Raw genomic sequence first — 13,634 nt, 5'->3', positions numbered from 1 at the left:
TCAAAAACTATATGAACTACGACATTATTGTGATTGGATCTGGACCGGGTGGGTACGTTGCTGCTATCCGTGCATCTCAATTAGGTTTTAAAACTGCCGTTGTGGAGCGTGAAGCTTTAGGTGGTATTTGTTTGAACTGGGGATGTATTCCTACAAAAGCTTTATTAAAAAGTGCTCAAGTATTTGAATACTTAAACCACGCAGAAGAATACGGTATTAAAGTTCAGGGCGGTGAAGCTGACTTTGGTGCAATCGTAAAAAGAAGTCGTGGTGTTGCAGAAGGTATGAGCAAAGGTATCCAGTTCTTGATGAAAAAGAATAAGATCGATGTAATCATGGGTACTGCCAAAATCAAAAAAGGCAATAAGATAGAAGTTAAAGCTGCTGATGGTAGTGTGAAAGAATATACCGCTAAACACACCATCTTAGCAACAGGTGCTCGCTCTCGTGAGTTGCCTAACTTGCCTCAAGATGGTAAAAAAATCATCGGATACCGTCAAGCAATGAACTTACCTCAACAACCAAAATCTATGGTCGTAGTAGGTTCTGGAGCAATCGGTGTTGAGTTCGCTTATTTCTACAATACAATTGGTACAAAAGTTACAATCGTTGAATTCATGGATCGCATTGTTCCTGTTGAAGACGAAGAAGTATCAAAACAATTAGAGAAATCTCTTAAAAAAGCTGGAATTGATATTTTGACAAAATCTGAAGTTACCTCAGTAGATACATCAGGAGCATTGTCAAAAGTAAATATCAAAACAGCTAAAGGAACTGAAGTAATCGAAGCAGAAGTTGTATTATCAGCTGTTGGTATTGCTCCGAATATTGAAAATTTAGGTTTAGAAGAGGTTGGTGTAAAAGTTGACAAAGGACGTATAGTCGTTGACGATTTTTATAAAACTAACGTAGAAGGAGTATATGCTATTGGCGATATCGTAAAAGGTCAAGCATTAGCTCACGTTGCATCTGCAGAAGCTATTACATGTGTTGAAAAAATCAAAGGTTTACACGTTGATCCTATTAATTATAATAACATACCGGGATGTACATACTGCTCTCCAGAGATTGCGTCTGTAGGTCTTACAGAAAAAGCGGCTCGTGAAGCAGGTTATGAAATCAAAGTGGGTAAATTTCCATTCTCTGCATCTGGTAAAGCATCTGCTGCTGGAGCAAAAGATGGTTTCGTAAAAGTAATCTTCGATGCAAAATATGGTGAATTCTTAGGTGCGCACATGATTGGTGCTAACGTAACAGAAATGATTGCTGAAGTGGTAGTAGCTCGTAAATTAGAAACTACAGGTCACGAAATTATTAAATCTGTACACCCTCATCCTACAATGAGTGAAGCTATTATGGAAGCTGCTGCTGATGCTTATGGTGAAGTAATTCACTTATAGAATTCGAGCAAATTCATATATAATAAAAAAAAGGATGTTTAGAGTATTTAAACATCCTTTTTTTATTGATATCTTAAGAGATATTTTTTATTGATAGAAAAGCTTCGAGGCTAATATATGATCTTGTATAATTTCTTCACTTCCTTTATTATCTATCAAATCTAATAATATACTTGCTGCCTTCGCTCCTTGCTCCGCTGGATATTGCTCAATACTTGCTAAAGGAGGATTATCCATATATTTCCACAAAGAATAATTAGCAAAACTTATAACTTGGATATCGTGCCCTAAGTAAATCCCCTTTTCTTTTGCATACTTAATTATATCAAATGTCACATAATCGTTGAATGCAAGTATCGCAGATGGTCTATCTGCCAGGCTTCTCAATTTCTCCATGGCTTGATAATTACTTTCTTCGGTAAGATCAGAATAAACAACATATTTTTCATCGAATAGCAATCCATTGTCTTGCAATGCTTTTTTGAAAGATAACGTACGCTCACCGGTGGCTTTCAATGTTTCAGGACCGTTTATCAATGCTATATGCGAATGTCCTCTTTCTGAGAATGCCGTAACTGCTTCTTGAATACCTGTTGAAAGATCACAATATACTTTAGGCACTTCTTCTACACCTTCAGGTACACAATCAAAAAAAACTATAGGAATTTCATATTTGCGAAGGCGTTCAATGAATTCTAAGTTTGTTGTGTTCTTACCCAAAGACATTAAAATCCCGTCAACTCTATGTGTTCGAAAACTATTAATAATATTGAGTTCTCGCTCTGGATTATCTAAAGATTGACCTAATAGCACTGTGAACTTCTTATCACCCGCCACTTCTTCAATAGCACTAATGGCAGATGCAAAGAATGGTTCCGAAAGTTTAGGAAGAATTACTCCAATTGTAAATGTTTTGCGCTGTTTAAAAAAAATTGCGGTTTGATTCGGCTCATAATTCAGTTCTTCGGCTAGCTTTTTGACCCGCATTGTCGTAACCAAACCTATACTTGGATGATCATTCAATGCACGAGATACTGTAGAGGGCGAAATTCTCAATTTTCGTGCAATTTCTTTGATAGTAATAGGCTTATTCGGTTTATTCATTTGTACTTTATTAATAATTAAAACCTAAATGATAAAGATATGCATTATAAATGAATTTTTTTTGTCGGAAACTTAAACATACCCTGAATTTTACGTGTTCCAACATTATCTCTGGAAAATTTTCTCTCTAAATTCGTATTTGGCAAAACAGAACGAGATACTGTACTACTAAAACTACCAGTCCTAATATGATCCAAAGCTGCAGCTAACATACTCTCATCCTTATTCCCAAAATCTAAAAACGATTTATATTCCCACACATGAGTATTAGGCTTCAAACCATCGAAATAATCACCAAATTTGTCCTTATTAAACATTTGAAATGAAATCACATAAAGCAAATTATTGGAACTAACAATTTCTTGAGGAAAAAAACCAACAGGTTTGCCATATGTATTATTGGCGACAGTCTTATTATTTTCATATTTATAAGTTCCTATCATGTATACTTGCATATGCGGAGACAATACATTTATTAACATCTCACTTGCAGATGCCGTTTCATCGGACACAAGAAAATAAATTTTCGAAAGATTCAAATTACCCTTTTTAGAGAAATCTATCGGTCCAAAGTCTTGTCCTTCCTCATCAAATCCAGCTTGCTTTAAAATAGCGTTGATTTTATTGGTATACATCAAATTACCTGATGCACTATTTGGAGCCATATAATCTGCGAGTATCTCCGCGGTATATACCGAGCCTCCACCGTTATACCTGAGATCCACCACCAGATCTTTAATGTTGCTAGTCGACAATTTATTGAACACATCCTGTATTCTTGTTTGAAAAAGTTTAATTTCACCCTTATCTGTAATCAAAGCATTAGAAGATAAAAATGAACTGATACCTATGTATCCAACTTTTTGTGTTCCCAAATCTAATACAGTATCTACAAAAATAGGATCAGCAAACCTGTTATAAGCATATTCTAAATTCGCAACATGAGTTTGCCCTTCGGGAGTTTTATATTCAACTTTTAAAGTTGAATTATATAGATAATTATTTAAGGTATTAAAGTTATTTCCCTTTTGGCTATCATAGTCTATTTTTGTGTCATCATCAAGACTTATAATCTGATGTCCCCTTCGTAACCCAGCTTTGTAGGCTACAGAATTTTTCTCTACGAATCGAATATATAAGTTTGCATTGGATGAATTTGGATTTGTTTGCAAATAAGAAAGATCCATTCCATATCCTGATAAATAACCTTTCTGTAAAGCTCCAGATACAAATCCTCCTCTATCTAAAAAGCTATACCAGTCGTAAGCCCTACTTTCACCTTTTTTATGTGAGTACAAAATATCCTCGTAAAAAGAATAATTATTACCACTTCCGGCATTAGGACTTACAGAATTTCCAACTACACTTGCCTTTGTTAGGTATTTAAGATAGCCGATAATATCTCCTGGTGTTTGAAAATACTTCGTATAATTATCTTTCAAATAATTAAGCGAATCCATCTTATGAAGGTCAAAATTCGTTGGAGTAAGTACGTTTTCCCAAAGTGACAAAACTCTAAAGTAATACCAGACAGAATCTTTCAGCTTATTTTCATAAGCATTATCCACATATACATTGGTAGTATCAATTTCAAAACGTGAGGAATCATCACGCTCATCATCATCACGCTCACAAGAAGTAAACATAATTCCAATCAGCAATATAATACTCCAAATATAAGCGGCAAATTTCATTTTGTAGACTAATTTATTATTAAAACTTCTTCTTGTTCAACAGCAAAATCGTCTGCAAGATAAGCAATTACATCAATTTCCTGATGACGTAATTCGTCTACAAAATATATCTTGATTTTATCTTTGTATACTATCAAGTCACCCCACTCTATAAACCTCAGCTTATTTAATTGCTCCACAGGATTACCTTTCGTCAAAATAGCGACTTGCTTGTTCGCTTCGAAAAGTTTTTTAAGCTCAACTTTCGCATTATCATAAAGCTCCAATCGCAAAGGAATTTGTGCATTCGCTTTGAGACGTTCAAAATTTTCTCTGTATTTCTCATCAATACCAAATACCTCTTTTGCTGCATCAAAAACTTTATCCTCACTATGATAGAGGTATATTTTTTTCATGAATTGCGCAAGGTCATTTGCTTTGACAATACCTTCTGTAAATTCATAGAAACTGCCAAACAAGTAATAAACTTGTAACAAATAATCTTGTCTAGGAAACAACACATTGTCCAATTCGAATGCGTAAACCTTTTTATCTAAATCAATTTCCCCAATATTGTTATTCTCCATTATCTCGCTATCGCTAAAAAGAAATCCATCTCTGAATCTGACAATACACCTAATCCATTGATATCAAGTTCAACTGTTTTGTCTGTTAGCAAATCTTGCTTATTGATCAAAACACTAAGCGGCAATTCCTTTGCAGGATTAGGTAAAATCTCTAACTCTTCCAATTGTACTTTTGTAGGACAAATGACTTGAATACCGTATTCCTCAAATAACAATAATGATTCGGATAATGATTCTATCTCAGCCAACTGTAACGGCAAAATATATTGAACATTCGTGTCTAAAGCTAGTTTTAGCATTTCGTGTGCAAATGTTGGATTCATTCCCTTAGGAATCTTCGCATACTTATCCTGCATGAATGCAGGTAATTCATCTGATGTGGCTTGTACAACCTCAAATTTATTTTCTAACAATTTCACTACACGCAACCCCAAACTATGCGTCGCACTAGTTATTATAATTTTATTCAAAACCTTTCCCTCTTTATCTTACTTAAAATATATTTCCGTCTTTCATGTGTATCGTACGGTCCGAAATATTTGCCAAATCTTCATTATGTGTGACAATAATAAAGGTATGTCCCATCGAATCTCGTAAATCAAAAAACAACTTGTGCAATGCTGCAGCATTTTCCGAATCCAAATTACCTGAAGGTTCATCCGCAAGGATTATTTTTGGATTATTAATCAAGGCACGAGCTACAGAAACACGCTGCTGCTCCCCACCTGACATTTGTGATGGTTTATGATTCGCTCTTTCGGCTACGCCCAACAAGTCCAATAATTCCATTGCTCTTTTCTCAGCCACATCTACCTTCGTCCCTCCTATATAGGCAGGAATACACACATTTTCCAATGCTGTAAATTCAGGAAGTAGATGATGAAACTGAAATACAAAACCAATATGTTGATTTCTAAAAGCACTTAATTCTTTCGAAGAAAGCTTATGAATAGCCGTATCATCGATGTATACTTCACCCTTATCCGCTTTATCTAATGTCCCGATAATGTGCAATAAGGTACTTTTACCTGCGCCAGATGCACCTACTATACTGACAATTTCACCTTTATCCACAGTGATATCTACACCTTTCAAAATGGGAAGGCTACCGTATGATTTATATATGTTGGATGCTTTTAGAATCATGCACGAATTTAAGAAAAAGAATCAGAATGTGATTTGCTATACAACAATAAGGTTAATTTTAGCCTAAAAGTATCCAAATAAATTCTTGTCTCTTAAGAATAAAAGTCATATTTTTACGTCAAATTTTTTATCAATGAACATTCACGAATATCAAGGAAAAGAAATACTTAAAAGTTTTGGCGTAAGAATCCAAGAAGGAATAGTTGCTGACACTCCAGAACAAGCAGTTGTTGCTGCTCAAAAATTGAAGGAAGACTTTAACTCGGATTGGGTTGTAGTAAAAGCGCAAATTCATGCTGGTGGACGTGGTAAAGGTGGTGGTGTTAAATTAGCTAAAAACCACGACGAGGTATTACAACGTGCTACTGATATTATCGGCATGCAATTGGTTACTCCTCAAACAGGTCCTGAAGGCAAAAAAGTAAATAAAGTATTAGTTGCTCAAGATGTTTACTATCCTGGAGAAAGTGAAACAAAAGAGTTTTACATGTCTGTATTATTAGACCGTGGTACTGGTCGTAATATCATCATGTACTCTACTGAAGGCGGTATGGACATCGAAGAGGTTGCTGAGAAAACTCCTCATTTGATTTTCAAAGAAGAAATCGACCCTAAAGTAGGTTTACAAGGTTTCCAAGCACGCAAGATTGCCTTCAATTTAGGTTTATCAGGTGCTGCGCACAAAGACATGGTAAAATTCGTAGCTGCATTATACAAAGCTTACGATTCTATCGATGCTTCGATGTTCGAAATCAACCCTGTATTAAAAACTTCAGATGATAAAATTTTAGCAGTAGATGCTAAAGTTAATTTAGATGAAAATGCTTTATACCGTCACGCTGACATCGCTGCTATGCGTGATATCACAGAAGAAGATCCTACAGAAGTAGAAGCTGGTGAGTCAAACTTGAACTATGTAAAACTTGACGGAAACGTAGGTTGTATGGTAAATGGTGCTGGTCTTGCGATGGCGACTATGGATATCATCAAATTAGCTGGTGGTGAGCCTGCAAACTTCTTGGACGTAGGTGGTACGGCTAATGCGGAGACAGTTAAAGCTGGTTTCAACATTATCTTGAAAGACCCTAACGTAAAAGCTATCTTAATCAACATCTTCGGTGGCATCGTACGTTGTGACCGTGTAGCGCAAGGTGTAATCGATGCTTACAATGAAATTGGTAACATCCCAGTTCCAATCATCGTTCGTCTGCAAGGTACTAACGCTGCTGAAGCTAAAAAATTAATTGACGAGTCAGGTCTTCAAGTTTACTCAGCAATCTTATTAAAAGAAGCTGCTGAATTAGTTACAAAAGTATTAGAAGAGAAATAATAATATTTTTCTAAAGATATATTCTAAGCGGTCGAGCATTTTATGTTCGACCGCTTTTTTTAATTGGCTTGTATTTTGTAGAGTATCAAACATGAAAAAAATCTTATTTATCCTTGTATTATTATTTATCCTATTTCTATTTGGATACTGGATTAAAACACAAGTATTCCCCAAAACAACAATTGAGAGTAATCACAATGTATTACTCGAGAAAATAGAATCAATGGGAAAGCTGCAATTAGTAAAATATAGATACAGTGATGTAATTGAGCATATAAATAAAACAGATTTTTTGCCAGAAGCTAGTGTTTTACTTATCATAAAAGCTGATGCTGCGGGATGTATTGACTTAACAAAAATAGACTCGAACGCTATAAAGGTATACGGCGATTCAGTACACCTTACATTACCCAAAGCAGAAATTTGTTACATAAAAATTGACCACAAAGCTTCTAAAGTTTATGATACTAAAATGGCTTTTCTCAGAGAAGCTAACTTAGTAGACGAAGCCTATAAGTACGCTGAAAATGAAATAGCAAAGCAAGTAAGACAATCAGACATTCTGACGCAAACACAAAATAATGCCTTACCAATTTTAAAACCATTGCTAGAAGGATTAGGTTACAAAAAAATTAACATAGACTTCAAATAAAATAGCCATTATGATAATTCACAATGGCTAAATATTTATTGGCATAAATATTTTATTACATCGGTATTCTTGCTAACGGAGCAACTTCTTGATCGACGAATTCACCTTTCAAAAATTTATGATAGCCTGCAATAGCAATCATTGCAGCATTGTCTGTACAATATTCAAACTTTGGAATAAACACTCTCCAATTGTAATTATCCCCCATCTCCAATAGAGATTTTCTTAAGCCTGAATTTGCCGACACTCCACCAGCAATAGCGATATCTCTCACGCCAGTTTGCTTTGCAGCTTTCTTTAATTTATTTAATAAAATCGTCACGATACGATCTTGTACAGATGCACAAAGATCGTGCATATGTTCATCCAAGAAATTAGGGTTCTTTTTGACTTCAGCTTGCACGAGATATAGAATTGCAGTTTTCAAACCCGAAAATGAAAAGTTCAAATCGGCAATTTGTGGCTCGGGCAACTTGTAAGCATTTGGATTACCATCCTTTGCATACTTATCAATCAATGGACCTCCTGGATAAGGAAGATTTAAAATCTTAGCCGTCTTATCAAATGCTTCACCCGCGGCATCATCTAGCGTTTGACCAATCAATTCCATATCAAAATAGTCTTTTACCAAAACTATTTGTGTATGTCCTCCCGACACTGTCAAACACAAGAAAGGGAAATTCGGCTTTGGATCATCGATAAAATGAGCCAAAATATGCGCTTGCATGTGATTAATATCGATTAAAGGGATATTGCGAGCTAATGCAAAAGACTTTGCGAATGACGTACCTACTAAAAGTGAACCTAAAAGTCCAGGTCCGCGCGTAAAAGCTACTGCATCTACATCATTTTTTGTAATTTTGGCTTGCTGTATTGCTTGATCAACCGTCGGAATAATATTTTGCTGGTGCGCACGTGATGCCAACTCAGGAACTACACCGCCATATTTGGCATGTATAGCTTGTGTTGCAATAATATTTGACTTGATTTCACCGTTAATACATATAGACGCTGATGTCTCATCACACGACGATTCGATCCCTAGAATTACAGCCATTTTGGAAGAATTTATTTAACATACAAAAGTATCAAAAAAATACTGAAAATAACGGCATGGACTATCGCTAGTATCTTTATACTGGTGCTTCTTGCTGTAATCTCTTTGCAGTTTTCTTCCGTACAAACCTATCTTACAAAACGCATAGCAACATATTTGAGTAATGAGCTGAACGCCAATATATCTTTAAATAAAATCTATTTTAAACCTTTTTCAACATTATCCTTACAAAAGTTTGCGGTGATAGAACATACGGGAGACACAACTCTATATGCTCATGAACTCAATGCTAATTTAGATTTGGTGAAATTTTTCCAGAATAAAGTCACTATTGAAAAAATGAGATTAAATGGTGCATATTTGAACTATCAGATCTATAAGGATAGCACTAATCTTCAAAAATATATAGCATACTTCGCTCCTCCTAAGAAACAAACTAAGCAGAAAAAACAGAAAATAGAATTTGACCTTCGTCGTATTGAACTCAATAATAACGCGTTCAGAATGGTCAATCACAAGTATACGCATCCTAGAAAAGGCGTGAACTTTGCTGACTTGTATGTTACTGATATTTCGGGAACGCTGCATAACATAAAACTCGATACGATCCTTTCAGCAAAAATTTCAGGATTGACATTGAGGGAGAAGTCAGGCTTTTATCTGAAAGAACTATCAACACAAGCATCATACACTCATAAGCGTATGCTGTTTGAGAATCTTATTATTCAAACAAACAATTCTACGTTACATGATTACTTAGTCTTTAAGTATAATGATTTCGGTGATTTCAACTCTTTCATCACGCATGTACATGTAGAAGCCAACCTTAAAGATTCTTTTGTTGATTCTCGAGATATTGAGTTTTTCGCACCGACGATGCAAGCTGTTCAATTTACAGCGAATATAAAAAAGGCTAATCTTACAGGTACAGTTTCTGACATAAATGCACGAGATGTGGAAATGCATACTGGACAGAAAACGAGTTTGTTGGGTAATTTCACTATTAAAGGTTTGCCTAATATAAATAAGACTGTCTTTGGCTTTGCCATTAAAGAACTAAAAAGCTCAGCAAAAGATATAGAGTATTTTGTACCCAAATTAGCTAATGAAAAAAAAATAGCATTACCTACACAATTACATAATTTGAAAAATTTTAGCTACAATGGCTCTTTCTTAGGATTGTATAATGACTTTGAAGTAAAAGGTACACTTAACTCCCATGCTGGCAAGCTACTTACCGACGCAAGGATTGGAATTAAAAAAGACATCAGTTATGCAGGGAAAATTTCTTCTCCTAATTTTAATATAGGTGAAATTCTAAATCAAAACAATATAGGATCTACAGCATTTAATCTAAATCTGAAGGGTAAAGGATTAGTTTTGGATAATTTAAATCTAAATTTTGATGGCCATATCCAAAGCGCACACATCAATCAATATACATACAGTAATTCTAGTATTTCAGGAGAGTTTAAGGACAAAACTTTATTCGTAGAAGGAAATACCGCAGATGCAAATTTGTTATTAGCATACAATTCAGCAATTAATTTCAATAATAAAGACATTAATTACGCGCTGGACGCTGTTATTTCACATGCCTCTCCAAATAAATTGGGCTGGTTGAATAAAGATAGTATCGTTATTCATGAGGCTAAAATCTATACAAACCTGACAGGCAACAATCTTAACAACTTAGTGGGTTATCTCTATGCAGATTCTGTCCGTTTTACCACTTCCAAAGGACTCTTTTTTATTGAAGATATTAATTTTACAGCAGAAGGAAATGATGTAAATAGAGTCTTAACGCTTCAATCCGATGTATTAGATGCTAATGTAGCTGGAGCTATTGACCTCAATACCATAGTGCCATATTTTAAGTCATTAGCCATGCGCTATGCGCCAGCAATTAATTTAGAAACTCAGCATTATAATCCTCAAAACTTCGATTTAGAAGTAAATGTAAAATCTTTCCAGCCCATTTCCGCCTTACTTGATCCTTCTCTTAGTCTAGATGATGGTGCACATCTTCATGCTCAATTTTCTTCTGAAGACTATTCAGCTAGATTTTTGGCATTTAGCCCCATTGTAGTTTATAAAGGTATTAAATTAAGTAATCTGTCTATAAAAGAGAATGCTGACCAAAAAGCTTTTTCGCTAAATGTCATTGCGGACAAAATAAATTTTGCAGATAGCACATATATTAATAATATTTCAATCAAAAACACTTTAGCAAATGATAGTCTAGTTTTCAATATAGAACTTTCTGAAAAGGACGCCACAAATTATCTGAATCTTATGGGAGATATTCATTTTGCGTATAATTCTCCCGCTTACATACATTTCAGACCATCAACTATCATCATAAACAGAGAACCTTGGAATTTGAATGATGATGCAAGACTCCATATTTCGCAAGGGAAAGTCTATGTAAATGACTTGATCCTTAGTCAAGACAAACAGCGCATAAAATTAGATGGTATACTTTCTAAAGAAGATGACCAGTTAAGTATGTTATTTAATAATTTCAACTTAACTTCTTTGGAAGGGATCACTAAACCACTAGGGATACAGCTTAAAGGTGCATTAGATGGAAAAGTAAATATAACTTCTGTTTTTAAAAATCCTATCGCTTCGACTAATATTCAAACTAGTCCAATTATTTATAATGAAATCCCAATAGGACAACTGGATCTCAACGCTAACTTCAATCCCACTTCCGGTAATATGCTAATTGACCTAAAATTATTAGATCAATCTCAACGTGGTGTACTAGTCAATGGAGAATATAATTTTTATGATGACGATGAACCGTTAAATCTCAAAGGAACTCTAAAAGAAACAGATTTAATTGTTTTTCAACCATTCTTGAAAAACCTTGTGTCTAATTTGAAAGGAAAAGGGAATGCAAATGTTGATATAAAAGGAACACTTAAAAACCCTAAAATAACTGGATTAGGGAAATTTAATAATGCAGAATTTACAGTAAATTACCTGAATACACATTATTATGTCGACAATCAAACTGCACTAGTAGAAAATAACGCCATTATTTTACAAAACCTAAACGTAAGAGATACAAAAGGAAATACAGCACTAGCGAACGGGCTTGTAAACTTACAAAAATTAGCAAATCCTTACATTGATGTCGATTTGAATGGAAATAAATTCATGATTTTGAATACAAGTTTTAAAGATAACAGTTTGTATTTCGGAACTGCATACGCAACAGGTATCTTTCGCTTCAAAGGCTACACTTCATCCATAAATATTGATATAGACGCCAGATCAGAGAGTGGAACATCTATAACGCTTCCCTTCAACTCCGCTATGACTGTTTCAGACAATGACTTTATCTATTTTGTAAGTTCGGATTCATCCGAAAATGAAAAAAGAGTTAGGCGTAATTTATTCAGCGGACTAACGATGAATATGAATCTAAATTTTACGCCAGAAGCAGAGCTAAATCTTCAAACAAGTATGGGCTCTTTGAGAGGTAGCGGCAATGGTACCATTGCCATGAAAATTTCGAGTTTGGGTGACTTTGAAATGTTTGGTGATTATGTAGTTAGCCAAGGAAAATTTCACTTTACAGCGCAAGATTTCATTAATAAATATTTTGACATCAAAGAAGGGGGAACAATTCGCTGGACAGGAAATCCTTCTGAAGCTGTCATAAACCTGAACGCTATATATCAACAACGTACAGCCATCGGTCCTTTGTATAATGCAGCAGGTTACTCTGGAGATAACGAACGGGTCTTAGCGCAAGCAGATATGCTTATAAAAGGAACCTTAGAGCAACCAGATGTCACATTTGATTTAAATTTTCCGCAGAATCCATATATCAAGGATCAGTTGCAAAGTTTTTTAAGTGATGCAAATAATGTCAATCAACAAGCACTCAGCCTGATTGTACGTCGGAGTTTTACTCCAAGTTCAACATCTGAAATCGGTCGAGAAGTTAATAACACATTGCTTTCTGCTGGTACAGAAATCGCTTTTAATCAATTAAATAACATTATATCTCAATCACTAAATGTGAATTTTCTTGATCTAAATATTCGCTCATTTAACGATGCATCGGCTTCATTGCGTTTACTTAATGATCGATTAATATTATCCGGTGGTATTACCGATCGTACAAATTTTGAGGCAACGGACCTGACATTCTTCCGTCAAGGCATCACAACAGATGCGGAGTTGACATACAAATTGCGTCAAGATGGCAACCTACTTTTCAGAGCCTACAACCGACCTTATACGCGCAATTTTTTAATTAGATCTTTGGATGCGGAATACATTACAGCTTTAGGATTAGTGTATCGTCAAGAATTCAATTCTTTAGGTGAATTTTGGCGAAGAATATGGATATGGAATTCTAACTCGTCTAACAGAAAATAATTTCTACTAATTTGGTAAACCTCCCATACAGCCATTAAATACAGTAACCTAAAAATACTAATTTTAAAATGTTAACCTATATTCTCCAAAAGAAACCTAAAACACACAAAACCAACCTAAAGCGCTCTAAATATCCCATTAGTTAAGAAAAAAAACGATTCAAAAAACCATTAATTAAAAAAACAAAAAAATATCCCCCACTAACCTTTTATCACTAACACTTTTCAAGAAAAACAGAGTAAAATCCTAAACTACAAGTTAATAAAAATTCGTTAGCTACATTA

10 protein-coding genes are annotated in these 13,634 nt (G+C 34.8%); 4 read left to right on the top strand and 6 right to left on the bottom strand.

Annotated elements, in window-relative coordinates:
• Positions 1 to 11: 11 nt before the first annotated feature.
• The gene (gene lpdA, locus GOQ17_RS10650) at positions 12 to 1,400 is read left to right on the top strand and encodes a dihydrolipoyl dehydrogenase (protein ID WP_159637363.1); all 1,389 of its coding nucleotides are present in this window, start codon (positions 12 to 14) and stop codon (positions 1,398 to 1,400) included.
• A gap of 87 nt (positions 1,401 to 1,487) precedes the next feature.
• On the opposite strand, the gene GOQ17_RS10645 is transcribed toward lpdA, so the two are convergent.
• The 5 genes from GOQ17_RS10645 to GOQ17_RS10625 are packed head-to-tail and all read right to left on the bottom strand — an operon-like array spanning position 1,488 to position 5,910.
• Complete coding sequence (locus GOQ17_RS10645; protein WP_159637362.1) at positions 1,488 to 2,504, bottom strand: LacI family DNA-binding transcriptional regulator; 1,017 nt, start codon at positions 2,502 to 2,504, stop codon at positions 1,488 to 1,490.
• A 44-nt stretch (positions 2,505 to 2,548) separates the two neighbouring features.
• Positions 2,549 to 4,198, bottom strand: coding sequence for a S41 family peptidase (locus GOQ17_RS10640; protein WP_159637361.1), 1,650 nt, complete (start codon positions 4,196 to 4,198; stop codon positions 2,549 to 2,551).
• Between the two features lie 8 nt (positions 4,199 to 4,206).
• The gene (locus GOQ17_RS10635; protein WP_159637359.1) at positions 4,207 to 4,764 is read right to left on the bottom strand and encodes an HAD family hydrolase; all 558 of its coding nucleotides are present in this window, start codon (positions 4,762 to 4,764) and stop codon (positions 4,207 to 4,209) included.
• Positions 4,764 to 5,234, bottom strand: coding sequence for an ATP-grasp domain-containing protein (locus GOQ17_RS10630; RefSeq protein ID WP_159637358.1), 471 nt, complete (start codon positions 5,232 to 5,234; stop codon positions 4,764 to 4,766). Before GOQ17_RS10630 ends, GOQ17_RS10635 begins: the two co-directional genes overlap by 1 nt.
• 22 nt (positions 5,235 to 5,256) lie before the next feature.
• Entirely contained in the window at positions 5,257 to 5,910 is a 654-nt protein-coding gene (locus GOQ17_RS10625) for an ABC transporter ATP-binding protein (RefSeq protein WP_159637357.1), read from the bottom strand.
• Positions 5,911 to 6,043: 133 nt separating this feature from the next.
• Here GOQ17_RS10625 and sucC point away from each other — a divergent pair, with 133 nt between their 5' ends.
• Positions 6,044 to 7,240: an ADP-forming succinate--CoA ligase subunit beta gene (sucC, locus tag GOQ17_RS10620; RefSeq protein ID WP_159637356.1), complete on the top strand. Its 1,197-nt coding sequence runs from the start codon at positions 6,044 to 6,046 to the stop codon at positions 7,238 to 7,240.
• Between the two features lie 91 nt (positions 7,241 to 7,331).
• Complete coding sequence (locus GOQ17_RS10615) at positions 7,332 to 7,892, top strand: DUF4230 domain-containing protein (RefSeq protein WP_159637355.1); 561 nt, start codon at positions 7,332 to 7,334, stop codon at positions 7,890 to 7,892.
• A gap of 55 nt (positions 7,893 to 7,947) precedes the next feature.
• Here GOQ17_RS10615 and tsaD read toward each other — a convergent pair whose 3' ends face one another.
• The gene (gene tsaD / locus GOQ17_RS10610; protein WP_159637354.1) at positions 7,948 to 8,949 is read right to left on the bottom strand and encodes a tRNA (adenosine(37)-N6)-threonylcarbamoyltransferase complex transferase subunit TsaD; all 1,002 of its coding nucleotides are present in this window, start codon (positions 8,947 to 8,949) and stop codon (positions 7,948 to 7,950) included.
• Positions 8,950 to 9,033: 84 nt separating this feature from the next.
• Here tsaD and GOQ17_RS10605 point away from each other — a divergent pair, with 84 nt between their 5' ends.
• On the top strand, positions 9,034 to 13,350 hold the full coding sequence (locus GOQ17_RS10605) for a translocation/assembly module TamB domain-containing protein (protein WP_159637353.1): 4,317 nt from the start codon (positions 9,034 to 9,036) through the stop codon (positions 13,348 to 13,350).
• Positions 13,351 to 13,634: the final 284 nt, after the last annotated feature.

Origin of the sequence: Sphingobacterium composti (assembly GCF_009829075.1) — a bacterium.
In the GTDB taxonomy this organism is placed as follows: Bacteria; Bacteroidota; Bacteroidia; order Sphingobacteriales; family Sphingobacteriaceae; genus Sphingobacterium; species Sphingobacterium composti.
Note: the sequence above shows the minus strand (reverse complement) of the source record. Positions and strands in the feature narration are given on the sequence as shown.